We start from the raw sequence: 24777 nt of genomic DNA, 5'->3' as shown, positions 1-24777 counted from the left end.
AAAAGGCAAAACAGCCCGTATCACCACGCTGACGCAGGTTACAGACTGTTCGTTTTGGTGAGAAATGCACCAGTTGCGAGCAGATTTTGCTGCAAAAGTGCTCAACGCGTGGGCGACTGACTCAGGTGTGCACTACTCAAGCCCGCAGGCCCGAAATACCACGCTGAGCACATGGCGGGTGGCGCGCTCCTGCTCATCGGCCAAATTGACCGGATCGCCGGTCACGGCGCGGATCTGGATATCAAAATCGGCGTAGGTCTGGGTCATCGACCAGATGGAGAAAAACAGATGTGTGCTGTCGATGGGGCGGATTTTCTCCGCCTGGATCCAGCTATCAATCACGGCGGATTTACTGACCACCAGATCGCGCAATTCGCCACCAAGCAGACCGTGGATCACCTTGGCCCCTTGCAGCAATTCGTTGGCAAACAGCCGTGAAGCATCCGGACGGGCAAACGAGAGGGCCATCTTCTGGCGCACGTAAGACTCTAGCGCGACCTTGGGATCGGCATCGGCTTTGATGGAATCCATCGGTGCCAGCCAGTCGTGCAGCACCGTATCGAGCACATGCAGATAGAGGGTCTGCTTGTTGCCAAAGTAGTAGTGCAAGTTGGCCTTGGGCAACCCCGCCTCGTCGGCAATCTGCGCCATGGTGGTGCTCTTGAAGCCGCTTTGGGCAAAGGTGCGCTCGGCCGCAGCCAGGATCAGCGCCTCGTTATTGCGTCGAATCCGCCCTTTGGCCTCTTCATCGGTGAGGTTGCTCTCATCGAGCAGGGTAAAAGAGGGGGTCTCGGCACTGATCGGTTGTTGTGAACTCATGGTCGCCATCGATACCTGCATGCGTTTGCGCCCTCTGATGATAAAAGAAGGGCGCCCCGATACCAAGGCGCCCTGTCCATCACTGCGTCACATCCGATCAGAGCTTGGCCGCTGCGTCCCACACCACATGGGACATGGCTGCATCACCCGGATCTTTCTTGATAACCGGTGAGCTGCCGCCACTGAGCAGCACCTGGACGGTGCGATGATAAGCGGCCGGATCAAGATACCCCTCCTTGTCGCTCGCGGTAATCAGCTTGGCCACGTTCTCCATCTGCCGCTCCTGCACCTCGACGGTGCTGGCCCCTGACGGATCTTGCGCGACCACGATTTCGGCAGCCTCTTTCGGATGCTTCACCGCATAGTTCCAGCCGGCCATGGTCGCCTTGACGAACTTGGCCATCTTGCTCACAAACGCCTTGTCTTTAAGCTCCGGCCCGAGCACATAGAGACCATCTTCCAGAGTCGAGGCGCCCTGATCTTCATAGGCGAAGGTGATCAGCTCTTCAGGCTTCATGCCGGCATCGATCAGCTGCCAGTATTCGTTGTAATTCATGGTCGAGATGCAGTCGGCCTGCCCTTGCAGCAAGGGGTCGACGTTAAAGCCCTGCTTGAGCACCTTGATGTCCACATCCGGCTTGTAGCCAAGCTTGGCCATCCAGTTAAAGAAGGGGTATTCGTTACCCCCAAACCAGACCCCCAGCGTCTTGCCCTTGAGATCCTTGGGCGTGCTGATACCGCTCGATTTTTTACAGGTCAGCATCATGCCGGAGCGATTGAAGATCTGGCTGATATTGACCAGCGGCACCCCGGCCTCGCGGGCCGCCAGCGCATCGGGCATCCAGTTGACGATGACATCGGCTGACTTGCCAGCAATCACCTGTACCGGCGAAATATCGGTGCCGCCCGGCTTGATGGTCACATCCAGCCCGGCATCCTTATAAAAGCCCTTCTCCTGGGCCACGTAATAGCCGGCGAACTGCGCCTGCGGCACCCATTTAAGCTGCAGGGTCACGCTCTCGGCGGCCACTGCGGCGGTGCTGCCAAGGGCCAGCAAGGCAGTCGCCAGCAGGCTGTGACGAAACGTGGTGTGTCTGGTCATTGCTCTATCCTCCATGGTGAACATCAAGTCCGTTTGTAAGCAGATGTCATTAGTGGGCACTGCGGATCGCCGGGTGCCAGAAGGTCACCCGTCGCTCCAACCGTACCAGCACGGCGTAGCAGCCCGAGCCAATCAGCGAGGCCACCACAATGGCTGCCCAGACGATCGGCATGTGCATGCGCGCCGCCTCGGCAGAAATCCGAAATCCGAGCCCCGCGGTCGGCGAGCCGAAATACTCGGCCACGATGGCGCTGATCAGCGCCAGCGCCGAGTTAACCTTGAGCGCGTTGAAGATAAACGGCATTGCCGCAGGCAAGCGCAGCGCCAAGAGGGTCATGCGCGGTGTGGCCGCGTAGGAGTGCATCAATTCACGCTCCAGCTTGCCGGTCGCCTGCAAACCCGCCAGCGTGCTGACCAGCGCCGGAAAAAAGGTCACCAGCACAATCACCGCCGCCTTCGATGGCCAGTCAAAGCCAAACCACATCACCGCAATCGGTGCCACGCCGACCAGCGGAATGGTGCTAGTGAGGTTGGCCAGCGGCAGCAGACCACGCTGGGCAAACGGAAAGCGTTCGATCAGGATGCCGCAGGCAATGCCGGCGCCGCAGCCCAGCAGATAGCCGACCAACACTGACTTGATGACGGTCTGCACCACGTCGCCTGCGAGCAATCCAAGATTGCCAAGCAGCGCCTCAAGGATGGCCAGAGGGGTGGGCAGCAGCACCTGCGGCACGCCAAAGCGAGTCACCAGCAGTTGCCAGAAAAAGAGCAGCCACAGGCCAAATAAACCGGCGACCGCCCCTTGCGGCGCAAGGGCATGCTCAAGGTGCGCCAGCCGATGCACACTGTGATGGGCAAGCAGCGCCAGCCCCGACACCTGCAGCCAGTAACCACTCGCAGGCAGGGGTAAGCTATCACCCACCAGTAAGCGCCAAGCCACCAACAGGCACACCACCAGCACACCGGCAAGTCCGGCCAGCGAGTCCGCGCTGCAAAGCGCCCACACACAGCCCAGCAGCAACAGGGCAGTGACACTGAGCGCAGCCGCGCTGATGCCTTGGGTTAACGCCAGCAGCGCCAGCGTCAGGGCCAGCAGCGGCGCAAGGTAAACCGGTTTGCTCATCGGGCGCTCCTTGTCTTCATGACCATGCGTTCAATCAGGCTGACCAGCGCGGTCAGACCCACCCCGAGCAGCGACGCCATCACCAGCGCCGACCAAATCTGCACCGTGTTGCCGTAGTAAGAGCCGGTCAGCAGTCGCGAGCCAAGACCGGCCTGGGCGCCAGTGGGCAACTCGGCCACCATGGTGCCAACCAACCCGCTGGCAATCGCCACCCGAAAGGCGGGAAACAGGAATGGCAGCGACGAGGGCAACCGCAAGACAAAGAAGGTGTCGAGCTGGCCGGTGCCATAGGTATGCAGCAACTCCATCTCCAGCTTTTGTGGCGCGCGCAGCCCCTGCACCATGGCCACCGTCACCGGGAAGAAACACAGATACATGGCGATCACCGCCTTGGGCAGCATACCGGTGATGCCGAGGCTGCCGAGGATCACCAGCACGATGGGCGCAATCGCCAGCACCGGTACCGTCTGCGAGGCCACAATCCAGGGCAGCAGGGCCCTGTCGAGGGTGCGCGAATGGACGATCAGCACCGCCAGCAACAAGCCCAACACGACCCCCATGGCAAACCCGGTCAGTGCCGCACTGGCGGTCACCCAGGTGTGAAGCAGCAGGTTACGCGGTGAGGTGATGGGCCAGTGCGTCAGGCTGACCCAGATATCGGCCACGATCTGGTGGGGCGCCGGCAGCACCGGCCGTGACATAGACAGGGTTGATTCGACCAGAGCCTGCCAACCCCAACTGCCATCTTTGGGCAACACCCGGGCAATGGTGCCCGGCGCATTGAGGCCGATAGTCAGCAGATACCAACAGAGCAATCCAATCAGCACCACCACCGACACCGGCAGCAGGTGCTGGCGCAGGGTGTGGCTACTCATGATGCCCCTCCGCCAATGCTTCGCGCACCTCGTGGGCGAGCTGCATGAATTCGGGGCTATCGCGCAGCGCCAGGGTGCGCTCGGTGGGCAGGGTCGATTCAATCACCCGCACGATGCGCCCCGGACGCGGCGACATCACCACGATGCGGGTAGACAAATAGACCGCTTCGGCAATCGAATGGGTCACAAACACCACGGTGCGCTGCTCGGCGCGCCACAACTCCTGCAACTGCTGGTTGAGGTGATCGCGGGTGATCTCGTCGAGTGCACCGAACGGTTCATCCATCATCAGGATCTTTGGCTTAAAGCCCAGCGCGCGGGCAATCGAGACCCGCTGCTGCATGCCTCCCGACAGCTGCCACGGATATTTGCCTTCAAACCCCGAGAGTCCAACCCGCGCCAGTTGCTCACGGGCGGTCTCCTCGGCCTCGGCCGGCAAACGCCCCTGGATCTGCAGCGGTAACATCACATTGGCCAATACGGTGCGCCACGGAAACAAGGCAGGCGCCTGAAACACATAGCCATAAGCGCCCGCTTGGCGCGCTTCGCTCGGGGTGACGTCATTGACCAGCACCTGACCCGAGGTGATGGGCTCCAAGTCTGCAATGACCCGCAGCAAGGTGGTCTTGCCACACCCCGATGGGCCGATCAGGGAGACAAACTCCCCCTGACGAATGGTGAGATCGATGTCGTGCAGGGCGTGTACCGGCTTGTCGGCTGCCGGATAGATGACATTGGCCTGACGGGCGATGATAGTCGGCCGTGCCGCCAGCGCGGTGACCTCAGCTGACGGGGTTGAAACGGGAGCCTCTGGCGTGCTGAACAACTGTAGGGAATGCGACATGGCCATCCTTGCCTCTGCATTTTCTGACTAATTGGTTAAGTTTTGCTTTGCAGAGCCCATGCCAACTCATAACACATTGTTTATACTCTATTTTTAATAAATTAGCGCGCCAACTGCCCTGCCCTATGAATGGTCATTAAACAATCATGGTGCATAAATTTCGTGCAGCTGAGCCAAAATGGCGCAATCAACGTCCTGTTCCTGTCACCCACCCATCACGGCGTGACACCACATAAACGATGGCATTTTCTTGCTCTATATTTGGTAAAAAATGGCCATTGCGCAGCAGACCAGCACAATGAATCGATGATTATCAACAAGAAGAAAGATATATCTAAAAGACCCCATCTGATTGCGCCGAAAATGGGATCCCCCGCAAAGTTTGTGCACTCGGTCACTGTCATAACAGGTCTGACGCGTGACCAGAGGGATGTGTCAGCTCCCCACATTCGCTGTGCCCGGTAGCAAAGGATTGCTCTTTGGGCAGGCCGATGCTGCGGGCGACAAACGGTCACTCCCATTCCATGCCCGGCAACGCCTTGCGGCAAGCGGTGAGTATCCTGCCGACCAGACGGTGCCTCGGCCAAACACCGTTCGACAGGAGAGATCATATGCAACAAGTCATTCAATCCCCGAGCAAATATATACAGGGAGCCGGCGCCGTCGATAGCCTCGCCAGCTATGTCAAACTGCTCGGTCAACACTGCTTTATCATCGGCGACAAGTTTGTGCTGGGTCTGGTGGAAGAGCGACTGCGCACTGGCTTTGCCCGTGAAGGAGTCGAACTCGATATTGCCCCGTTTGGGGGCGAGTGCTGCCAAAGCGAGATTAATCGGCTGCAGGACAAGGTCCGTGCGGCGCACGGCTCGGTGATCCTCGGCATCGGCGGCGGCAAGACCCTCGATACTGCCAAGGCGGTCGCTCACTTTATGAAACTGCCGGTAGTGATTGCCCCGACCATCGCCTCCACCGACGCCCCTTGCAGCGCGCTGTCGGTTATCTATACCGACAGCGGCGAGTTCGAACGCTATCTGCTGCTGCCGGCCAACCCCAACATGGTGGTGGTCGATACCACCATCGTCGCGGGGGCTCCGGCCCGGCTGCTGGCCGCCGGGATAGGCGATGCCCTCTCCACCTGGTTTGAGGCCCGTGCCTGCTCGCGCAGTCACGCCACCACTATGGCCGGTGGACGCAGCACTCAATCAGCCTTGGCACTGGCCGAGCTCTGCTACAACACCCTGCTGGCCGAGGGGGAAAAAGCCATGCTGGCCGCCGCAGCCCATGTGGTCACCCCGGCTTTGGAGAAGGTGGTGGAAGCCAACACCTACCTAAGTGGCGTTGGCTTTGAAAGCGGTGGGCTGGCTGCCGCCCACGCCGTGCACAATGGCCTGACCGCCATTGCCGATACCCACCACTACTATCACGGAGAAAAAGTGGCGTTCGGTACCCTGACCCAGCTGGTGCTGGAAGATGCGCCGAGTGACGAGATAGAAAAGGTTGCGCGTCTATGTTGCGCCGTGGGTCTTCCCATCACCCTCGAGCAGCTGGGTATTACCCAAGGCATCCCCGAGAAGATGAAGACCGTTGCCAAGGCAGCCTGCGCCGAAGGAGAAACCATCCACAATATGCCGGGCGGTGTCACCGCCGATGCGGTCTATGCCGCCTTGCTGGTTGCCGACGCGTTGGGTCGCCAATTCCGGCAGCAGTTTGCCCGGTGATGGGCGAGCGCCAGCATTAAGGAAATAAAAAATCCGGGCCGATGTGATATCAGCCCGGCTTGTCTCACCGCAACATTTAAATGCGGCCGTTCATTTACCAGGTGTAGTGAATCGCCGCATTGAACGTACGGCCCGGGTTGTAGTAATTGGCTGTGCCAGAGCCGACGACATACTGCTTATCGGTCAGGTTATCCACATTGACGGTCAGATTAGTGGACTTGTTCATCCGATATTTAAACGCAGCATCAAGCAAAGTGGCCGCTTCGCTTTTCGCGGTATTATTCAGGTCAAAGTAATAGCTACCAATGTAGCGAGCCCCGAGCCCCACATCCATTGTTTCAATCGGCAGAGTATAATAGCCCCACAGAGATGCGGAATGATTTGGGGTGCTAGCAAACTCATTTCCTTCTTGTGAAGTACCGGAGCTGGTTGTACCGCGAACGACTTCAGAGTGCATATAGGAGTAACCGCCGGTAAGGTTGAAATTATCAGCAACCTCCATTTTCATCTCCAGATCAAGACCTCTGACCCGGGTTTCTCCTACGGTCTGCCGTTCTATAACACCACTTGGTTGAACAACAGCAATGGTGACATCTTTTTTGTTCAGATCATAAATGGCGGCAGAGAACAGTGCATCGATAGACTCGGGGGCATACTTCACACCGAGCTCAACTTGCTCGCCACGTTCCGGTTTTACGCCAATCGAAGGTGGTGCAACAGACTCAACGTGGCTGACATAGGTGGACCATTCATGAGTCACTTTGTAGGTCAACGCTGCACGAAGTGATGTCTCCGAAAAATCACCACTGGTTTTAACGCCATTGATATCACGATTATCCAAGTCCAGATAATCATGACGAGCGCCCAGCGTCAGAATATAACGATCATCCAATGAGAGGTTTTGCTGTATAAAAGCTGATTTATTTTTGTAGTCCTGATCATTTTTACTATAAGGAGAACCAATAGTAGGCACACCACTATAAACAGGGTTGTCAATATTGATGCTACTGGCTGAACCGTAGACTGACTTGGTGTGGTTTGATGTATCACTATATTCCAGTCCAATCAAAGAACTGCTGTCGATACGATCAAAACTCGCATCATACTGCAACACAGTATTACCAATCAGTTCATGTGATGACGAATCGGTACCAAAGTAATAGCGAGATATATCACTACCGGTGCGACCTGTGTAATCATACAGATAAACATACCCGAAGTTATCTGTCAAATCGCTATAACGCAGATTAGAACTCAACTTCAGGTCACTGGTAATATAATGGGAGATTTGCGCGGTAATATTGGTTCGTGACACATCATGTTTGTTGTAATCAGGCTCGCCATAGAAATTACTGCGATCGTACTCTTTATCCAGCGGATAACCGCCACTATTTGGTGTGGAGTCGCGACCAAGATAATCCACCAGCAGACTGGCTGTCGTGTCCGACGAAGGTTGCCAGGTCACTCCGCCCATCACCAACTGGGAGTCATCCTTGGAGTGATCATATTCCAACGCGCCTTGCTTGAGTTTGGTGGTAAAACGAACCGCCACTGTCTTGTCGGCATTGACCGTATCACCCACATCTACCCCGACCTCTTTACTGTCAAACGAACCATAAGAGACATAGGTGTCGCCAAAGCGTTCGAATTTGGGCCGCTTGCTGACAAAGTTGACCGAGCCGCCCGGATCTGCCGGGCCAAACAGCGTCGAGTTAGCCCCGCGAATCACTTCAACCCGTTCATAGGCATAGGGATCTTCACGCACACTGCGCATCGAGCCAAGCGTCAAACCATCACGATAAGTCGTGGCATCAAAACCACGGATGCTGAAGTAATCGTTGCGATCATCCGAGCCGTAATAGTCGGTGACCAGCCCCGGCGAATATTGCAACACCTCTTCGGTGGTGCTCGCTCCGCGCTGATTGATCTCTTTTTCAGTAATAACCGAGACCATTGCCGGCGTATCGAGCACACTGGTCGCAACTTTGCCACCCACCCACAGCTCTTTGGCGACGGTGGTTTCGCTATCATCGGCTTCGGGCTGACCGTACACTGTGATGGGATTGATGCGATAGGCATCGGCCTGCTGGTCGTCACTTTCATCTTGTGCAAAGGCGACCCCGGAGCAAGCTAGCACAGAGGCGCAGCATACCCACAGATATTTGAATTTATAAGGTATTTTTGGCAAAGACTTGCAACTACCACTCGTCATATTCATGGTTTTTCAGTTCCGTTTGAATTCTTTATTTTTGATACTGCAAATGATAATACTTGTCATTTGCAGTGATGAATATTAATATCTAGACATCGATCGATGCCGATAGGGAAAGAAGTCGAGTGGAATTACGGCAACTGAAGTATTTCTTGGCTGTAGCTGAAACCCAAAATATCCGCTCTGCAGCCCAACGCGTGCATGTCACACAACCGGCCATTTCAAGAAAAATAAAAGAACTGGAATCTGAACTCGGCGTAGAGCTGTTTGATCGCCTGCCAAGAGGGTTGCGTTTGAATAGGGCCGGCAAGGTCTATCAGAAGGAGTTGGGAGCTATCTTACGTCAAATCGACGATGCGAATGAGAGAATTCGTCAGTTGATGCACACGGAATATGGCTCGCTCGCGCTAGGGGCACCCGATTTCGTCTTATGGGAAGGTGAAATTACTCAGTGCGTGAACCAGTTTAATCAGACCAATCTCGAAGTCGATCTGGAGGTTTACTCCGATACACCGATGGTATTGCTAAAGCGCCTGGAGCTGGATCAAATCGACGGCACTTTTTTGTATCACTTCCCGGTACTCCCCTCTGAATATATAGTGCAACCCGTCACTGACGATAAACTGGTTCTCGCCTACCCCGCCAGTTGGGATATCCAGATCCCTTGCTCCATCACGGTCGAAGAGCTAAACCAGTTTTCCGCCATTCGCCTGCCCAGAAGCACCGATCCCAGTTACTACGATTGGCAAGAGGCGCTGTTTCAAGAGATGCAATGGAAACCAGTCATCACTCAGTGGGCACACGGTGAGAGCACCATGCTGGGGTTGGTCGCGTCGGGGAATGGTGTGGCGATTGTCAATGAGCGCCACTTCAGTCGTCAATCCAAGATGATTCGCTATACCGCACTGGATATTTTGCCGCAGACGACGATGCTGCACTTTATTTATAAACGCAGCTACGATAACCCCGCCCTCAGCGAATTTATTAAACTCCTCCCCAATTTTTAATTGACAACCCACCCACGATATCATCATGGGTGGGGTTAGCTATGATTCAGAACGTCTGATTCAGCTTGTGTCGCCCAATAGGGATCATCATGGGAATATGCGAAACCGGATCTTGAATCAACTGACTGTGTAACCCAAATACCGCAAAAATCATCTCTTGGGTTAGCACAGCACGAGGTTGGCCATGGGCATATACTTGGCCATTTTTCATCGCTAACAGGTAGTCGGCGTAACGCGCAGCAAGATTAAGATCATGCAGAACCATCACGATGGTAATGCCCCGCTTAATGTTGAGATCAACCAATAAATCCAGCACCTCAATTTGATGCGTGACATCAAGAAAGGTGGTGGGCTCATCGAGCAGTAAAATATTGGTTTCCTGCGCCAATGCCATTGCAATCCAGACGCGCTGCCGCTGACCTCCGGAAAGCTGATCCACGTCTTTGTCGATAAGTGAGTCTGTTTTGGTCATCGCCAGGGCATTAGCCACAGCCGCATCATCCTGGCTACTCCAACGCGACATAAAGGTGTGATGGGGATGTCGCCCCCGCCCCACCAAATCGCCAACCGTGATCCCCTCCGGTGCGATGGGCGATTGCGGCAATAATCCTAACGTTCGCGCCAGCAGACGAGTGGGAAGATGATGGACCGATTTTCCATCTAATAATACTTGCCCCTGCGTTGGCGCCAATAAGCGGGACAAGGTTCGCAGCAGGGTCGATTTTCCGCAGGCATTAGCCCCAACAATTGCCGTGATACTGCCGGGCATGATGTTGACATTCACATCCTGCAAGATGGCCTGTTCCCCATAGCCAGCAGATAACTGCTCAACTACCATGCGGTGAGCGATGGTCACAGGGTACCCCCTTTATTATTCACACGAATGATGAGGTAGATTAAATACGGAGCACCGAGCGCGCCGGTCACCACGCCCACGGGATAACGACTGGGCAATAAAAACTGGCCGATATAATCACCGAATAACACCAAGCTCGCCCCGACCAATGCCGATGGAATAAACAGTGACCCGCTTGATCTGACCAACCTTGCGGCAATCGGGCCGGATAAAAACGCAACAAAGGCAATCGGCCCCGTCACCGCTGTAGCAACAGCAATCAACCCGACCGCGCACACCATCACCACCAGCCGAGTCAGACCAACATTAACCCCCAAGGCCGCAGCAGTCGAATCACCCAATCGCAAGGCATCGATATCCTTGCTGCGCTGTAGTAACAGACCGCCAAAAACGAGAAGAGAAACCAGCACAGGCAGCGCCTGATACAGTTGCACCGAGTTAACGCTGCCCGCCAGCCAGCGCATTGCCTCTTGCAAATCCCATGAGCTCGCCTGAGACAAGAGATAGGAAATGGCGCTTTCAATCATCGCGGACACGCCGATCCCAATTAGGATAAGCCGAGTTCCAGCCACACCATTGCGATAGGAAAGCCCATAAACTGAGATCGCGACCACTAATCCGGCTGCAATGGAAAAGAGCGCAATGGATGCACCGTCCATGTTCAATACCACGATGGCAAACACCGCCGCGGCGCTCGCACCAGAGGAGACACCGACCACATCCGGGCTGGCTAATGGATTGCGCAACATGGTTTGAAAAGCCACCCCGGCCATACCAAAACTCATCCCCACCAGCAGCGATACCAGTGCGCGCGGCAAGCGCAAATATTCCACCGTAAAGCCGGCGCCAGGAACCTGATCGCCACTGAGCACCTGCCACACGACCGAGGGTGGAATATAAGATTGCCCCAGCAATAGTGTCATCCACCAACCTGCGCCCGAGATAACCAGCAGCGCGATAATCATCCGCTGCCAACGGCGTGTGCGTTGCAAGCGTACCGCTTTTACCCTATTGCTAAGGCTAACTTGCGTATCGCTCATAATTCCCTGACCCGTTGACGACGAACGACCCAAATAAAGAAGGGGGCACCAATAAACGCCGTCACTACCCCGACCGCCAATTCGCTCGGCCGGGAAATCAGACGCCCGATAATATCGGAAAGCAGCAGCAAACTGGCCCCACCGAGTGCAGAGAAAGGCAACAACCAACGGTGATCGACGCCCACCAGCAATCGGCAAAAATGCGGAACCACTAATCCGACAAAACCGATCGGCCCGCAAATGGCCGTGGCGGCGCCGCACAATAAGATGGCACCGAGTCCGGCGCTCCCTCTGGCCCAGGCCACACGCTCACCGAGCCCCGCGGCCAGTTCATCGCCCAGGGCCAAACTATTGAGTTTTCTTGCGGTCGTGATGGTGATGAGCCATCCCGCCAACATAAACGGCAGCACAGAGTACATCGCCTCAAAGGTCGCGCCACCGACCCCGCCAATTTGCCAAGAGCGCACACCGCCAGCAATGTCATTGCGCGGCAGCACAACCGCCAGGGTAAAACATGACAAGGCGGCAGAGGTGGCCGCACCTGCCAAAGCCAGCTTCAAAGGTGTCGCTCCGCCACGCCCCATAGCGCCGATGGTATAGACAAAGGCTGCCGTCACGGCCGCGCCCAAAATCGCCAGCCACACATAGCTTTGCAGCTGCTCGATGCCAAACCAGGCCAGCCCAATAACGACAAAAAATGCAGCGCCAATGTTCACACCGAGAATGCCGGGGTCAGCCAAAGGATTACGGGTCACCCCTTGCATGACGGCACCGGCAACACCGAGTGATGCACCGACCACCATCGCCAACACTGTGCGAGGAATACGCATGGTCACGGCGGCTTCCCCCAGTGTATTAACCTCACCATGCAAGGCTCGGGTTATTTCGACCCACGACACATCTCGGGTGCCAAATGTCACGGAGAGCAGGCTGAGCATGACCAGCAGCATGATCATCGCAATCAGGCTCACTGAGCGATGCCAGTGAGGCGCGTTTGATAAGATGCGACGTTTCAATGGCATGCCGCTCATTTCACCTTACGAGCAGCCACCGCTAACGCCTCCAGATAATTATCCAGAACCCAGGGAATGGATAAGGGTGTGGGCGTTGCGGCAGTAGCCAACGCGCCACTGCCTAGCATGACGATGGAGCCCTGCTTGACGGCACGCATCCTGGCCATCAAGGGATTTGCAGAGAGCGGCCTTAACAACGCATCACCGCCATAAGTGACAAACAAGTCCACATCATCGAAGGCATCGACTTGTTCAATGCTGGTCTCGCCCGAAAATTGCCCAGAGCGGCTTAGCTGTTTGATACTGTTTGGGGAAGACAGTCCCAAATCAGCAAAGAATTTGACGCGCGTATCGTTCGCCGTATAAAACCGCAGCACACTTAAATCGGTAGGATCGAGGTGCGTAATAAACATCGCTGTTTTATGGTGTAGCTCGGGATATTTTGTAAGGCGCTGGGCAATATCCTGCTCAATATTCTTAATTAACGCCTCCCCCTCTTGCGCCATGCCTAATCCCAAACTGTTAATACGAATCATGCTGCGCCAATCGGTTGCCCATGGTGCAGCAGGATAGGCCACCACAGGGGCAATCATGCTCAGGGTTTCATAATCCGAGCGACTTAATCCCGAATAGGCGGCGAGAATTACATCGGGTTTAGTGGCCGCAACCGCTTCAAAATCGATACCATCCCCTTCATCAAATAAGGCGGGCACAGGGGCATGCAATGCATCCAATCGAGCCTTTACCCAAGGTAAAACGCCATCTCCGTCGTCATCACCAAATGTTGCAGCGGCAAAGCCCACCGGAACAATGCCCAGTGCCAGCGGCACTTCATGATTAGCCCATGCCACCGTGGCAACACGCACCGGTTTTTTCTTAATCACTGTGGTGCCAAAAGCATGGGTAATTTTGATTGGATAAGGGGTGTTATTTTCTGCCCAACTGAGTGAACTGGCCAGGGATAATACAAGGGTGAGAACAATCGCTTTAACAATAGACATCAACTTGGTCTCTACTCAAACGAATCACTATTTTTGTCGGCGTGACGTGAGGCTCGATATCATGAGTTGGCTATGATAATAGAAACTATTAGTATTTATACGAAATTATCAATTACAAATAGTTCATAACCGATAACCAAAGAGAATGAGTGTGATGAGTCAGATAACAACACTGGAACAACTCCGGGAGTTTTACAGCATGCCGGCCCCGTTGGCCGTTGCAAAAGATCTCCACCATATCGATAAGCATACCCAGACATTTATCGAACACAGCACCCTGTTTTTTCTCGCCTCACAAACCAAAGATGGTTTTGTGGATGTATCGCCGCGCGGCGGCGAGGCCGGATTTGTCAAAGTATTCGATGACTAGACTCTTGGCTTTCCTGACAGTCCGGGTAACAACCGGCTGGATACACTGACCAACCTGCTCGAGAACCCCAAGATCGGCATGTTGTTTGCCGTTCCCGGGATTGAAAAGGTGGTTCGGATAAGGGGCACTGCATCCATTCATGTGGATGACGCCAGCCGGTCAGAGTGCCTTGATGGAAGCGCTGTGCCCAAGCTGGTTATCAAGGTGGCCATCGACACGCTGCTGTTTCACTGTCCCAAGGCCCTGATGAAAGCCGGACTATGGAACCAAGACGCTTACCAAGCCCGTGAATTTCTCCCATCGCTGCTTAACATCATTAAAGATCAACAGGTTGAAAAGCATTCGCGCTAACCGTTAGGTAAGCACACGCTCGGCCGGCTTGGTGTTCTTGATCTGGGTATCGGTCAGAGGGCGAGAGATCCGAGGCATGATGCTAACTCCATTTTTTGGTACACGTCTTTTTTGGTACATCAGAGTATGTACCATCCCGTGTACCAAAAAACTGTGGCTTCCCTAGGATCTTGGCGGATTTAATCGGACAACAAAAAACCCGCAAAGCCTTGAGCCATGCGGGTTTCTGGATTTTCTCGGACATTGCCGGATGTATGAATGGCGGAGGAGGTGGGATTTGAACCCACGGATGGTCGCCCATCGACGGTTTTCAAGACCGTTGCATTAAGCCGCTCTGCCACCCCTCCGCAGCAGTGGCGTGAATACTAACGTTGCCGGCTGGCCTTGTAAATCCCCCCTCAGACTGTTTGCCGATAAAATCAACAGGTTGTGACAAGAGCCGGCGGTTATAGGGTTTTTGCCGACCTTCCCTTGATTGGCAAGGTGCTCCCCCACTATAGTGGCCATTCCATCAGCAGTGACCTACATCATGAAGATCAAATCCGCCCTGTTAGGTGCCCTGGCTGGCGCCGCCCTGTTTGGCATGCCGCTGCAGGCTGCCGAGATGACCAAATCCGATGTCGAGCAAATTGTGCGCGACTACCTGCTCAACCATCCGGAAATTCTGGTTGAGATGTCCAACAACCTGCGTGCCAAGCAAGAGAGCATGCAGGCGCAAAACGACAAGAGCCTGGTGCAGGCTCACGCTAAAGCGCTGTTTGCCAGCAAGGCAGATCCACAAACCGGCAATCCCGATGGCAGCCTGACCATTGTCGAATTCTTCGATTACAACTGCGGCTACTGCAAGCGGGCGCACCCTCTGGTGGCTGAGCTGTTGAAAAAAGACAAGGACATTCGCTACATCTATAAGCAGTTCCCGATCCTGACCGAAACCTCCTACTACGCGGCTCGCGTCGCGCTGGCGGTGCAGCTGAGCGACCCGAGCCGCTACATGGCGCTGCACGAGAAGCTGATTGGCTTTAACGGCCCACTCAACGATGAAGCCCAGGTGCAAAAACTGGCCAAGGAGGCTGGAGTGAACTGGGACAAGGTTAAGGCGACGCTCAGCGATCCGCGCATCGATCAGAGCATCAGCCAGAACCGCGCCCTGGCAGAAGCACTGGGCGTGAGCGGTACGCCAGCCTTTATCGTGGGCGATCAGATCCTGCGCGGTGCACCGCGTGATCTGGCCAGCCTCGAAGAGGTGGTCAAGGAAGCACGCAACGACGGCTAAGCGCCGCTATTGTTGTTTCCCGAGACCAGTACGACACCGCCAACAAGTTGATTGGCGGTGTTTTTTTGCACATAACGGTGATCAATACAGCAATTTGCCATATTGGTGTCGTAACCAGCGCGAGCAAAGGCACGTTTTGCGCTGATCCACGCTGGCATGAGTCAGAACAAACAGTTAGTCTAGCGGCGTAACTGCAATCCCCGTGAGGTACCGATGAAAACCATGATGCGTTTCAGCCTGCTGGGCGCCCTGTTGGTGGCGGGCTCCGCCCTGGCAGACGAGCCGGGCAAGTTTGACATCAGCATGTACCCGGCCGCCGAGCCCACCCAGGAGCGTGTGGTAGTCCGTCTGCCGGAAGTGGAAAACGAAACCGACATGATGGTCGAAATCCAGATTGGCAAAATGATGATGGTCGATTGCAATGTGCCCCGTTTCTCCGGCAACCTTGAACAGCACAGCGTCAAGGGTTGGGGCTACAACTACCTGCAACTGGGCCAGGTCTCCGACCCCATCGCCACCATGATGGCTTGCCCGGATCCGCAAAAGAAAGAGAGCTTTGTGCAAGTGTTTGGCCAGGGCTTCTTTATGAACTACACCTCCAAGCTGCCGTTTGTTATCTACGTGCCGCAGGAGTATGAAGTTCGCTACCGCCTGTGGCGGGCCGACAAGCTGGCGCAACCGGCGCTGGTCGAATAACCCACCCATTCAAACGACAAGGCCAGACATCCGTCTGGCCTTGTCGTTTTCTACTAGACAAAAAGAAGGCCAGGCAATGCCTGGCCTTTTATAGGCTATCCACTCACCCTGCTCGGCAGGGCTTGAACAGATCCATACCCGGCTCATAGACCGAGGTCTGCACATCCATCACCCCGAGCAGGGAGTGGAACAGGTTATCTTGCGAGAAGCTGCCACTTTGCGCCTCGCTGGCAAGGCACTTCTGATCCAGTCCCTTGCTCTTGGCAAACTCAGGGGAGAACCACATCATCATCGGCACATGGGTCTGCTCCTGCGGTGCCAGCGCATAGGGGGTGCCGTGCAGATAGAGCCCCTTCTCACCGAGCGACTCACCGTGATCGGACAGATAGACCAGACCGACCCGATATTGCGCCGAAAGCCCTTTAAGGTGAGTGATCAGCTCGGAGAGCATCCAGTCGGTGTAGCGGATGGTGTTGTCATAAGTGTTCACCAACTCTTCACCGGAGCAGTTCTGAATGTCACTGCGCGGGCAATCCGGCGTGAAGGCACGCTGCTCGGCCGGATAACGACGGAAATAGGTCGGCCCGTGACTGCCCATCAGGTGCAGCGCTACCAGACGGTTGCCCTTCATTCCAGCAATCTGGCTGTCGAGCCCATCGAGCAAGGTGGCATCAAGACAGGCTTCACCCTGGCACAGTCCCGGATACTTGGCCGGATCAATCACGATAGTCGGCACGCGATTGCACACCCCTTTACAGCCGCCATCGTTCTCTTTCCACAGCACCGACACGCCAGCGCGTTGCAAAATATCGAGTGCGCCGTCCTGATTGGCAGCCTTGTCGGCATCAAAGTGGGAACGGGTCATGTTAGAGAACATGCAGGGCACCGAGATAGCGGTCGCGGTGCCGCACGATTGCACCTTGGCAAACGAGATCACTCCGGGCTCTTTGCTGGTAAACGGGTTGGTATCGCGACCATAACCGTTTAAGGCATAGTTCTGGGCACGGGCAGTTTCGCCCACCACCAACACCAGCAGAGTCGGCTTGTCATTGCTGGTAGTAGCAACCTGCTGGGCATCGGTGCCAAGCTGGCGGTACGGCTCGCGCGTCACCAGATAGCGGTTACGAAACAGCTTCCAGCCGGCGTGCACATAGCTCGACGGGATGATTTGGTGTTGCAGCACCTTGTTGTTGCGACCGACCGAGGCGTAATCCTGGTAATAGAGCGACGCAATGGCCGCCACCACTACCACCGAGCAGACCAGCGCGCCTATGCGCTGAGCGCTGCTACGCCACCAGCCTTGCGGATATTGGATACGGGTCAGCGCCAGCAATGCCGCCGGCAGCAGGCCGGTGAACACGAACCAGATCACGCTCGAGGCATTGAGATAAGAGCCCGCTTCACCGGGATTGGTCTCAACCACGTTACGCAACATGCTGCTGTCAAACACCACGCCATATTTGAGCATGGCAAAGCTTGCCAGCGAGCCGGTCAGCAGCAGGAAGATAAAGAAGGGCTTTTGGATAAATCGCAGCGAGAAGGGCAAGAACACCAGATTGACTGCGGCAATCAGCAGCAGCGGAATCGAGACCACAAAGCCGGCCTTGACGTGTTCCAGGGCGCTTAGGATATCGGCCATGTGCAAGAAGAGCGGCCAGTTGAGCACCAGAGCGAAATAGAGCACCAGCAAGAGGTGCAGACGAAACATGGGTAAACGAAACAACATGGATGGGCGTCCTGTCAGCCAAAACAATGGCGACATGGTCAGCCCCTTATCTTAAGAGAGTCTTAAGACACGGTAATGAATGGGTAAAAACGAGCGGGGCCTCACACTGGAGGCCCCGCCGGGATGCACAACAATGACTCAGACGCCGGCCTTGGCCAGGGCTGCCGAGACGATCTCCTGCGCTTCTTTCTGGATAAGATCAAGGTGCTGCTCGCCCTTGAAGCTCTCCATGTAGATCTTGTAGATAGACTCGGTACCGGAAGGGCGGGCGGCAAACCAGCCGTTTTCGGTCACTACCTTAAGACCACCAATGGCGGCGCCGTTACCGGGGGCGGCCGTCAGCTTGGCCAGGATCGGCTCGCCAGCCAACATCGAGGCCTCTACCAGGCTCGGATCGAGCTTGGAGAGCACGTTCTTCTGGGCCGTGTTGGCCGGCGCATCGATACGGCGATAGGTGGAGCGACCAAAGCGCGCTTCCAGAGCATCGTAGTGCTGCTGCGGATCCTTACCGGTTACAGCCAGGATTTCGGCCGCCAGCAGCGCCAAAATGAAACCATCTTTATCGGTAGTCCAAACAGAGCCATCCAGACGCAGGAACGACGCGCCAGCACTCTCTTCACCGCCGAAACCAAAGTCGCCGCTAAACAGACCGTCGACAAACCACTTAAAGCCAACCGGCACCTCTTTGAGGGTGCGGCCGATATCACCGGCCACGCGGTCGATCATCGAGGAAGAGACCAGTGTCTTGCCCACAGCAGCCTCTTTGGGCCAGCCACTGCGGTGAGTGAACAGGTATTGAATCGCCACCGCCAGATAGTGGTTCGGGTTCATCAGACCGGTCTTGGTGACGATACCGTGGCGGTCATAATCCGGGTCATTACCCACTGCGATATCGAACTTGTCTTTCAGGGCAATCAGGCTGGCCATGGCGAACGGGCTGGAGCAGTCCATCCGGATCTTGCCATCCTTGTCGAGGGTCATGAAGGAGAAGGTCGGATCGACCTTGTAGTTCACCACCTCGATATCGAGATCGTAGGTCTTGGCAATGACGTCCCAGTAAGCAACACCGGAGCCGCCGAGCGGGTCAACCCCGATCTTGATGCCGGCTTTCTTGATGGCGGCCATATCGACCACCTTATCCAGATCGTTCACATACGGGGTGACATAGTCGTGCTCAACCACGTTAGGCAGTTGCATCGCCTCGGCGAACGGCACACGCTTCACATCCTTCAGACCGGCTTCGAGAATTGCATTGGCACGATCTTCCACCCACTTGGTGATCTCGCCTTCGGCCGGGCCACCGTGCGGGGGATTGTATTTGAAGCCACCGTCACGAGGCGGATTGTGCGACGGAGTGATCACCACGCCGTCCGCCTTGTCAGCGGGCTTGCTGGCGTTGTAGTTCAAAATAGCGTGGGAGATAACCGGAGTCGGGGTATAGCCGAGGCCAGCCTGAATGCGCACCTGCACGCCGTTGGCGGCCAGCACTTCCACGGCACTGGCCAGTGCGGCTTCAGACAGCGCGTGGGTGTCCATGCCGACAAACAGCGGACCTCGGATACCGGCGGCCTGACGGTACTCCACCAGAGCCTGGGTCACCGCCAGAATATGAGATTCGGTAAACGCGTTATCGAGCGAGCTGCCGCGGTGACCGGAAGTACCAAACGCCACACGCTGCTCCGGACGGCTCATATCCGGCTTGTTGAGATAATAGGCACTGACCAGACGGGGAATATTGGTCAAATCTTCGAGGCGCGCCGGCTTGCCGGCATGGGAATGCTGAGCCATGGTTCTCTTTCCTTAGCAAACAGTTGTCAGATTGCGGCGCACACCTGGGCCATCAACGCATCATCGTATCCCATGCTGGTCATCAGTTGGGCAATGATGTTCTGCTTACGGCTGGTATTGGTGTTGGTGATCACCCAAAAGGGGGTGCCCGGAACCGGCTTGGGCTTGGTTGTACTGCCACTGGCACGCAGCGCATCGGGATCGCGCGAGAAATACATACGCTTGCGGCCCTTGATCTCGGTGGCCTGGGTAAAGGCCTCCGGGTTGTCCTGATAGAGGGTCCCCAGAACCAGCATGAAGCGCTGAATCGAACGCTCTTCCTGCACCAGTTCGCCGCTGTCGAGTAACGCCGGCAGACCACTATTGGCGGGACGTTCGGTCGCCACGTTGGGCAGGCTTGGGGTCGCCACGTTGGGCAGGCTTGGGGTCGCCACCACCGGCTCGGCAGCCACCACAGCCAGGTCAGTTTGCGGCTGACTTAACAGGCGGCGCAGGATATCGGAAGCGCTCTCCCCGATATGGCGGGTCTGGCTGGCGATAAAAAGGTAGAGATCGTCATCAAGCTCGATGGTTTTCATAGGGTCGGCACTGGTTGTATCGGACACGGATGCGGCGATTATACATAGGCAGCCCCGGCAGCCCAAGCGAGGGCACCAGATGTGCATCTGGTCTGGCAGGATAAGGCATAATGGGTGGGGGGACTGTGATCCTCCGCACTGAATCCCAATGCGTGATGAAATATTACGACAATTATGATGGGCGCTATTGCCACAACGCCTGACAATACAGTGAACAGCCCCCTTACTTCTGCGTGAAACGGACATTGAATGTTGCAACTTAACTACAAAAAACAAGGCCACGGTGAGCCTGTCATCCTGATCCACGGCCTGTTTGGCAATCTGGACAATCTGGGCCTGCTGGCCCGCCCCTTGAGCGAGCAGTTCGAGGTGATCAGTATCGACGTGCGCAACCACGGACTTTCACCGCGTGCGCCCGCCATGGATTATCCGGCCATGGCCGGCGATGTGCTGGCTCTGCTCGATACGCTGGGCTTAGATAACGTGATGCTGGTCGGTCACTCCATGGGGGGCAAGATCGCCATGCAGCTGGCAAAAATGGCGCCAGCGCGGGTACGCCGTCTGGTGGTGCTCGACATGGCACCGGTAGCCTATCCGCCGCTGCGCCATCACGATGTGTTTGCCGGTCTTCAGGCCGTTGAAGCCGCCCGCTGCCAAGGACGTGGAGCAGCAGATCGGGTCATGGCCGAGTCTGTCAGCGATCCATCGGTTCGACAATTTCTGCTCAAATCCTATGTCAGCGTCGATGAGCAGTGGCAGTTTCGCTTTGCCGTGGCCACACTCATCGCCAACTATGACGCCATCATGGGCTGGCCCGATCCTAAGACAGTTTACAGCGGCCCGACCCTGTTTCTTAAAGGCTCGGAATCGGACTATATCCGCGCCGACGATCAGGCCCGCATTATTGCCCAATTTCCTGCCGCCCGCGCCAAGGTGGTGGCACCGACGGGTCACTGGCTGCACGCCGAAAAGCCGGCCCTGGTGGCCAGACTGGTTGTGGATTTCCTGTCGACAAGCGGTTAACAGCGCGAAAGCCTTTATGCTATAGTGCGCCGGATATTAGGAGTGTGCGCATCCCATGCTGAGTGAACACATTGATTTGATTGAGAGTCTCGGCCTCAAACTGTTTTTTGTCGCCGTTTTTCTGCTCATCGGTCTCGCCATTCAGGATGTTCTCAAACGTGGCAACGTCCCCCGCTTCGGCCGTTTTATCGTCTGGCTGGTGCTGTTTCTGGGGTGCGCAGGTTTTGTCGCCAAGGGGCTGATCGAACTGAGCTGGGAAGGCGCAGGGATCGGCTAAAAATGAAGTTGTATGGCCAAGCAGCAAGCTGATCGAACAACACTGGATCTGTTCGCCAACGACAAGCGCCCCGGCCGGCCAAAAACCAATCCACTCCCCCGTGAGACCCAGCTCAAGATCAACAAGCGCAATCAGCTAAAGCGCGATCGGGAAAAGGGGCTCATGCGGGTTGAGTTAAAGGTCGAAGCCGAGCTGCTGGAGCGTTTGAACGATGTCGCGGCGCGCTTGAATGTCAGCCGCGCAGAACTGATCCAGTCAATCCTGAAACAACAGATGGATACCCTGTCCGAGTAGACAGGTTGATCCCTCTGAGTGTCAAGAATCAACACCACAAACGGGTAACGAAACACCATGGCAAGTGTAGGTCTGTTTTTTGGCAGCGATACCGGCAACACCGAAGCTGTCGCCAAGATGATCCAGAAAGAGCTGGGCAAAAACCTGATTGAAGTGCACGACATCGCCAAGAGCAGTAAGGCCGATATCGAGAACTTCGATCTGCTGATGTTCGGGATCCCGACCTGGTATTACGGTGAGTCGCAGGCCGACTGGGATGACTTCTTCCCCGAGCTCGAAGAGATCGATTTCAACAACAAGCTGGTTGCCATTTTCGGCTGCGGCGATCAGGAAGATTACGCAGAGTACTTCCTCGACGCCATGGGCACCCTGCGTGACATCGTTGAAGCACGCGGCGCGGTGATCATCGGCAACTGGCCGACCGAAGGCTACGAGTTTGAAGCCTCCAAGGCGCTGGTCGATGACAAGCACTTTGTCGGTCTGGGCATCGATGAAGATCGTCAGCCCGAGCTAACCTCCCAGCGTATCTCGGCCTGGTGCAAACAGCTGCACGAAGAGATGTGCCTCTCCGAGCTGGAGTAAACACTCCCGCGTTTAACAGGCCTCGCTGATGCGGGGCCTGTCTGTTTTTGCGTCCAGTTCCGGTTCAGCCACGGCGGTTATGCTCTGATTGACCCCCTTCTCTTACTCACGCAAGATGGCAGGCAAGCCCTGGTTGGAGATAACGATGAAAATCCTGCTGGTCGAAGACGACAAGCTGCTCAACCACCATCTGACCACCCTGCTCGGGGAGGCTGGCAATCAGGTTTACAGTGCTCATGAGGGCAAGCTCGCCCTGCACTACGCCAGTGACTATCCCATCGATGTGGCCATCATCGATCTCGGCCTGCCCGACATGGACGGACTGACCCTGATAGCCAAATTACGCGATCGACAAATCCCCTTCCCCATCCTGATTTTGACTGCCCGTGGCAACTGGCAGGAGAAGGTAGAAGGCCTTGAAGCCGGCGCCGATGACTATCTGGTCAAACCGTTTCAAAAAGACGAATTGCTGGCCCGCCTCAATGCGCTGGTACGGCGCAGCGCCGGGTTTATCTCACCCAAGGTTCGCGCCGGTGACTACGAGCTCGATCTGTCACGCAAAGAGCTCAAAGTAGACGGCCGCGTGGTGGTGCTCACCAGCTTTGAGTACCTGATCCTCGAATATCTGATGCGCAATGCTCGTCAGGTGGTGTCCAAACAGCAGTTACTCGATCAGCTTTATGGCGACGGCGAAGGAGACCCCAATACCATCGAGGTGATGATGAGCCGACTGCGTAAAAAGCTCGATCCGGATTCAGAGCGCCAGCCGATTTCAACCATCCGCCGCCAAGGCTACATCTTCAATCTCGCATGCAGCTGATCCGTCGCTCCCTGCACACCAAGCTGCTGCTGAGCTCCATGGTGGTGATAGCATTGGTGACCGCAGTGGCGGTCTATGCGCTCTATCGCTCCTACTGTGAGCAGCTGACTCAGGAGTACAGCTCGCGGATGAACAGCAACCTGTCGCACCTGCTCTCGGCCAGCAGCGAGATAGCCCGCAATCATCCCCCTTCCGAAGAGGTGGTGCTTAACCGCTCCGCCATCGATCCCTCCCTTGATACCCTGATCTGCCGCGCCGACGGGGAATTGAGCTGGTCCAGCCTGCACATGCCCGAGGTGATCGCCCATCAGAACGAAGTGTGTCCCAAGTTAGTACGTTATCTGGGCAAGCAGAACGCGAACTACTTCTTCTCTTACGAATCACTGCCCGAAGGAAACTATTTCGTTTACAGCATCCGCTTTGTGCGCGCCGAGGAGAAAGGGCCGGTTACCTATTACGTGCTGATGGTCGATTCGGCCAAAGAGTACCAACAAGCCACCCACGATTATCTGTTGATGCGGATCCGCCAGGCGCTGGCCGGCTATCTGTTGCTGTTCGGCGTGTTGCTGTTGACGCCGCGCTGGCTGCTCGGCTCGCTCTATCGTCTGCGCAGTGAGATCGATCAGATCCGCGCCGGTGAACGCGAATCCCTCTCCAGCGGCTATGAGTGCGAATTGACGCCGCTCACCGAATCACTCAACCAGTTGCTGGAAAACGAGCGCCAACAAACCTTGCGCTATCAGCATGCCCTCAACGATCTGGCCCACAGCCTGAAAACCCGGCTGGCCCTGATCCAGATTGCCGGACAGGACGCGGGCCTTAGCCGCGAAACCGGAGACAGCATCAACGAGCAGATCCTCACCATGGATCAGATTATCCAGTATCAACTGCGCCGCGCCGTCACAGGGCGGCAGGGGCTGGCCAGTCGTGGCACCGAGCCGGTACCGCTGATTGAGAAGCTGCTGGCTAGTCTGAGCAAGGTCTATCGCCACAAGAAGCTGCAGACCCGTTTCGTGTTCGATGACGATGTGCTGTTTGCCGGCGAACAGGGCGATTTGATGGAGCTGATGGGCAACCTGCTCGACAATGCCTGTAAGTTTGCCATCTCTCAGGTGCAGGTCTCACTGCGTCGGCAGGGAGATCGTCTCGAAATTCGTATCGACGATGACGGTCCCGGCATTGAGCCGCACAAGCGCGAGCAAATTTTCCTGCGCGGAGTGCGCGCCGACAGCTCGGGCGGTCAGGGAATTGGGCTCGCCGTGGCGGCAGAGATAGTGGATTCCTATGGTGGAACCCTGACCGTGTTGGATTCGACGCTGGGTGGCGCCTGTTTTGTACTGGTTCTGCCCTGACCAACACACTTTTCAGCACACTCTGCTGTTACCCTGA

General features: G+C 56.0%; 24 protein-coding genes, 1 tRNA gene and 1 pseudogene. 12 read left to right on the top strand and 14 right to left on the bottom strand.

Translation table 11 applies throughout. The features are described from left to right. Positions 1-132: 132 nt before the first annotated feature. From BW958_RS01410 to BW958_RS01390, 5 genes are all read right to left on the bottom strand, one after another. Entirely contained in the window at positions 133-819 is a 687-nt protein-coding gene (locus tag BW958_RS01410) for a TetR family transcriptional regulator C-terminal domain-containing protein (protein WP_143232981.1), read from the bottom strand. Positions 820-916: 97 nt separating this feature from the next. After that, positions 917-1921, bottom strand: coding sequence for an ABC transporter substrate-binding protein (locus tag BW958_RS01405; protein WP_076573596.1), 1005 nt, complete (start codon positions 1919-1921; stop codon positions 917-919). A gap of 49 nt (positions 1922-1970) precedes the next feature. Next, a complete protein-coding gene (locus tag BW958_RS01400) occupies positions 1971-3044 on the bottom strand; it encodes an ABC transporter permease (RefSeq protein WP_076573594.1) in 1074 nt (357 codons plus the stop codon). Further along, on the bottom strand, positions 3041-3919 hold the full coding sequence (locus tag BW958_RS01395) for an ABC transporter permease (RefSeq protein ID WP_076573592.1): 879 nt from the start codon (positions 3917-3919) through the stop codon (positions 3041-3043). Before BW958_RS01395 ends, BW958_RS01400 begins: the two co-directional genes overlap by 4 nt. Further along, positions 3912-4763, bottom strand: coding sequence for an ABC transporter ATP-binding protein (locus BW958_RS01390; protein WP_083687208.1), 852 nt, complete (start codon positions 4761-4763; stop codon positions 3912-3914). Before BW958_RS01390 ends, BW958_RS01395 begins: the two co-directional genes overlap by 8 nt. Before the next feature lie 611 nt (positions 4764-5374). Here BW958_RS01390 and BW958_RS01385 point away from each other — a divergent pair. Beyond that, positions 5375-6481 (top strand): glycerol dehydrogenase, encoded by a 1107-nt coding sequence (locus BW958_RS01385; protein WP_076573591.1) that lies wholly within the window; start codon positions 5375-5377, stop codon positions 6479-6481. A 94-nt stretch (positions 6482-6575) separates the two neighbouring features. Here BW958_RS01385 and BW958_RS01380 read toward each other — a convergent pair whose 3' ends face one another. Further along, positions 6576-8699 (bottom strand): TonB-dependent siderophore receptor, encoded by a 2124-nt coding sequence (locus tag BW958_RS01380; RefSeq protein ID WP_076573589.1) that lies wholly within the window; start codon positions 8697-8699, stop codon positions 6576-6578. A gap of 119 nt (positions 8700-8818) precedes the next feature. Here BW958_RS01380 and BW958_RS01375 point away from each other — a divergent pair, with 119 nt between their 5' ends. Beyond that, positions 8819-9700, top strand: coding sequence for a LysR family transcriptional regulator (locus BW958_RS01375; RefSeq protein ID WP_076573588.1), 882 nt, complete (start codon positions 8819-8821; stop codon positions 9698-9700). A 46-nt stretch (positions 9701-9746) separates the two neighbouring features. On the opposite strand, the gene BW958_RS01370 is transcribed toward BW958_RS01375, so the two are convergent. The 4 genes from BW958_RS01370 to BW958_RS01355 are packed head-to-tail and all read right to left on the bottom strand — an operon-like array spanning position 9747 to position 13610. Further along, a complete protein-coding gene (locus BW958_RS01370; protein WP_076573586.1) occupies positions 9747-10556 on the bottom strand; it encodes an ABC transporter ATP-binding protein in 810 nt (269 codons plus the stop codon). Next, complete coding sequence (locus BW958_RS01365) at positions 10553-11596, bottom strand: FecCD family ABC transporter permease (protein WP_076573585.1); 1044 nt, start codon at positions 11594-11596, stop codon at positions 10553-10555. Before BW958_RS01365 ends, BW958_RS01370 begins: the two co-directional genes overlap by 4 nt. After that, positions 11593-12618: a FecCD family ABC transporter permease gene (locus BW958_RS01360; protein ID WP_076574074.1), complete on the bottom strand. Its 1026-nt coding sequence runs from the start codon at positions 12616-12618 to the stop codon at positions 11593-11595. The genes BW958_RS01365 and BW958_RS01360 overlap by 4 nt, the downstream gene beginning before the upstream one ends. A gap of 5 nt (positions 12619-12623) precedes the next feature. Then, positions 12624-13610 (bottom strand): iron-siderophore ABC transporter substrate-binding protein, encoded by a 987-nt coding sequence (locus tag BW958_RS01355; RefSeq protein ID WP_083687207.1) that lies wholly within the window; start codon positions 13608-13610, stop codon positions 12624-12626. A gap of 145 nt (positions 13611-13755) precedes the next feature. On the opposite strand from BW958_RS01355, the pseudogene BW958_RS20625 reads away from it, so the two are divergent. Both BW958_RS20625 and BW958_RS20620 read left to right on the top strand, forming a co-directional pair. Continuing rightward, positions 13756-14118 (top strand): annotated as a pseudogene (locus BW958_RS20625) (pyridoxamine 5'-phosphate oxidase family protein); the annotation flags it as partial. Positions 14119-14163: 45 nt separating this feature from the next. Then, complete coding sequence (locus tag BW958_RS20620) at positions 14164-14331, top strand: PNPOx family protein (protein WP_256701795.1); 168 nt, start codon at positions 14164-14166, stop codon at positions 14329-14331. A gap of 259 nt (positions 14332-14590) precedes the next feature. On the opposite strand, the gene BW958_RS01345 is transcribed toward BW958_RS20620, so the two are convergent. Then, positions 14591-14678: transfer RNA gene (locus BW958_RS01345), tRNA-Ser, on the bottom strand. 182 nt (positions 14679-14860) lie between these two features. On the opposite strand from BW958_RS01345, the gene BW958_RS01340 reads away from it, so the two are divergent. Beyond that, positions 14861-15604, top strand: a complete 744-nt coding sequence (locus BW958_RS01340) for a DsbA family protein (RefSeq protein ID WP_076573581.1) — start codon at positions 14861-14863, stop codon at positions 15602-15604. 213 nt (positions 15605-15817) lie between these two features. Beyond that, the gene (eco, locus tag BW958_RS01335) at positions 15818-16300 is read left to right on the top strand and encodes a serine protease inhibitor ecotin (RefSeq protein WP_076573579.1); all 483 of its coding nucleotides are present in this window, start codon (positions 15818-15820) and stop codon (positions 16298-16300) included. Between the two features lie 103 nt (positions 16301-16403). Here the strand turns inward: eco and BW958_RS01330 are convergent, their stop codons facing one another. The 3 genes from BW958_RS01330 to seqA all read right to left on the bottom strand — a co-directional run bounded on the left by BW958_RS01330 (position 16404) and on the right by seqA (position 20392). Continuing rightward, complete coding sequence (locus BW958_RS01330) at positions 16404-18026, bottom strand: phosphoethanolamine transferase (protein ID WP_076573577.1); 1623 nt, start codon at positions 18024-18026, stop codon at positions 16404-16406. A gap of 138 nt (positions 18027-18164) precedes the next feature. Then, complete coding sequence (pgm, locus tag BW958_RS01325; protein WP_076573576.1) at positions 18165-19814, bottom strand: phosphoglucomutase (alpha-D-glucose-1,6-bisphosphate-dependent); 1650 nt, start codon at positions 19812-19814, stop codon at positions 18165-18167. 26 nt (positions 19815-19840) lie between these two features. After that, a complete protein-coding gene (gene seqA / locus BW958_RS01320; protein ID WP_076573574.1) occupies positions 19841-20392 on the bottom strand; it encodes a replication initiation negative regulator SeqA in 552 nt (183 codons plus the stop codon). A gap of 249 nt (positions 20393-20641) precedes the next feature. Between seqA and BW958_RS01315 the strand changes: the two genes are divergently transcribed. The 6 genes from BW958_RS01315 to BW958_RS01290 all read left to right on the top strand — a co-directional run bounded on the left by BW958_RS01315 (position 20642) and on the right by BW958_RS01290 (position 24740). Further along, positions 20642-21415 (top strand): alpha/beta fold hydrolase, encoded by a 774-nt coding sequence (locus BW958_RS01315; RefSeq protein WP_076573572.1) that lies wholly within the window; start codon positions 20642-20644, stop codon positions 21413-21415. Positions 21416-21470: 55 nt separating this feature from the next. Next, on the top strand, positions 21471-21692 hold the full coding sequence (locus BW958_RS01310; protein ID WP_076573570.1) for a DUF2788 domain-containing protein: 222 nt from the start codon (positions 21471-21473) through the stop codon (positions 21690-21692). A 12-nt stretch (positions 21693-21704) separates the two neighbouring features. Further along, positions 21705-21986 (top strand): LexA regulated protein, encoded by a 282-nt coding sequence (gene ybfE, locus BW958_RS01305; protein ID WP_076573568.1) that lies wholly within the window; start codon positions 21705-21707, stop codon positions 21984-21986. A 57-nt stretch (positions 21987-22043) separates the two neighbouring features. Next, entirely contained in the window at positions 22044-22568 is a 525-nt protein-coding gene (gene fldA, locus BW958_RS01300; protein ID WP_076573566.1) for a flavodoxin FldA, read from the top strand. A 145-nt stretch (positions 22569-22713) separates the two neighbouring features. Further along, positions 22714-23388 carry a response regulator gene (locus BW958_RS01295; protein ID WP_076573564.1) on the top strand — a complete coding sequence of 225 codons (675 nt, stop codon included), beginning with the start codon at positions 22714-22716 and terminating at the stop codon, positions 23386-23388. Beyond that, positions 23379-24740, top strand: coding sequence for an ATP-binding protein (locus BW958_RS01290; RefSeq protein ID WP_076573563.1), 1362 nt, complete (start codon positions 23379-23381; stop codon positions 24738-24740). Before BW958_RS01295 ends, BW958_RS01290 begins: the two co-directional genes overlap by 10 nt. The last annotated feature ends 37 nt before the right edge of the window (positions 24741-24777 follow it).

It is taken from the genome of Aeromonas sp. RU39B (assembly GCF_900156095.1).
Taxonomy (GTDB): Bacteria; Pseudomonadota; Gammaproteobacteria; order Enterobacterales; family Aeromonadaceae; genus Aeromonas.
Note: the sequence above shows the minus strand (reverse complement) of the source record. Positions and strands in the feature narration are given on the sequence as shown.

Bases quoted from the DNA above. Each gene is read 5' to 3' on its own strand.
- BW958_RS01310 (WP_076573570.1), top strand. From the start codon at position 21,471: ATGCTGAGTGAACACATTGATTTGATTGAGAGTCTCGGCCTCAAACTG.
- BW958_RS01395 (WP_076573592.1), bottom strand. From the start codon at position 3,919: ATGAGTAGCCACACCCTGCGCCAGCACCTGCTGCCGGTGTCGGTGGTG.
- ybfE (WP_076573568.1), top strand. From the start codon at position 21,705: ATGGCCAAGCAGCAAGCTGATCGAACAACACTGGATCTGTTCGCCAAC.
- BW958_RS01385 (WP_076573591.1), top strand. From the start codon at position 5,375: ATGCAACAAGTCATTCAATCCCCGAGCAAATATATACAGGGAGCCGGC.
- BW958_RS01365 (WP_076573585.1), bottom strand. From the start codon at position 11,596: ATGAGCGATACGCAAGTTAGCCTTAGCAATAGGGTAAAAGCGGTACGC.
- pgm (WP_076573576.1), bottom strand. From the start codon at position 19,814: ATGGCTCAGCATTCCCATGCCGGCAAGCCGGCGCGCCTCGAAGATTTG.
- BW958_RS01290 (WP_076573563.1), top strand. From the start codon at position 23,379: ATGCAGCTGATCCGTCGCTCCCTGCACACCAAGCTGCTGCTGAGCTCC.
- BW958_RS01380 (WP_076573589.1), bottom strand. From the start codon at position 8,699: ATGAATATGACGAGTGGTAGTTGCAAGTCTTTGCCAAAAATACCTTAT.
- BW958_RS01410 (WP_143232981.1), bottom strand. From the start codon at position 819: ATGAGTTCACAACAACCGATCAGTGCCGAGACCCCCTCTTTTACCCTG.
- BW958_RS01340 (WP_076573581.1), top strand. From the start codon at position 14,861: ATGAAGATCAAATCCGCCCTGTTAGGTGCCCTGGCTGGCGCCGCCCTG.
- fldA (WP_076573566.1), top strand. From the start codon at position 22,044: ATGGCAAGTGTAGGTCTGTTTTTTGGCAGCGATACCGGCAACACCGAA.
- BW958_RS01355 (WP_083687207.1), bottom strand. From the start codon at position 13,610: ATGTCTATTGTTAAAGCGATTGTTCTCACCCTTGTATTATCCCTGGCC.
- BW958_RS01295 (WP_076573564.1), top strand. From the start codon at position 22,714: ATGAAAATCCTGCTGGTCGAAGACGACAAGCTGCTCAACCACCATCTG.
- BW958_RS01400 (WP_076573594.1), bottom strand. From the start codon at position 3,044: ATGAGCAAACCGGTTTACCTTGCGCCGCTGCTGGCCCTGACGCTGGCG.
- BW958_RS01315 (WP_076573572.1), top strand. From the start codon at position 20,642: ATGTTGCAACTTAACTACAAAAAACAAGGCCACGGTGAGCCTGTCATC.
- eco (WP_076573579.1), top strand. From the start codon at position 15,818: ATGAAAACCATGATGCGTTTCAGCCTGCTGGGCGCCCTGTTGGTGGCG.
- BW958_RS01390 (WP_083687208.1), bottom strand. From the start codon at position 4,763: ATGTCGCATTCCCTACAGTTGTTCAGCACGCCAGAGGCTCCCGTTTCA.
- seqA (WP_076573574.1), bottom strand. From the start codon at position 20,392: ATGAAAACCATCGAGCTTGATGACGATCTCTACCTTTTTATCGCCAGC.
- BW958_RS01405 (WP_076573596.1), bottom strand. From the start codon at position 1,921: ATGACCAGACACACCACGTTTCGTCACAGCCTGCTGGCGACTGCCTTG.
- BW958_RS01360 (WP_076574074.1), bottom strand. From the start codon at position 12,618: ATGCCATTGAAACGTCGCATCTTATCAAACGCGCCTCACTGGCATCGC.
- BW958_RS01330 (WP_076573577.1), bottom strand. From the start codon at position 18,026: ATGTTGTTTCGTTTACCCATGTTTCGTCTGCACCTCTTGCTGGTGCTC.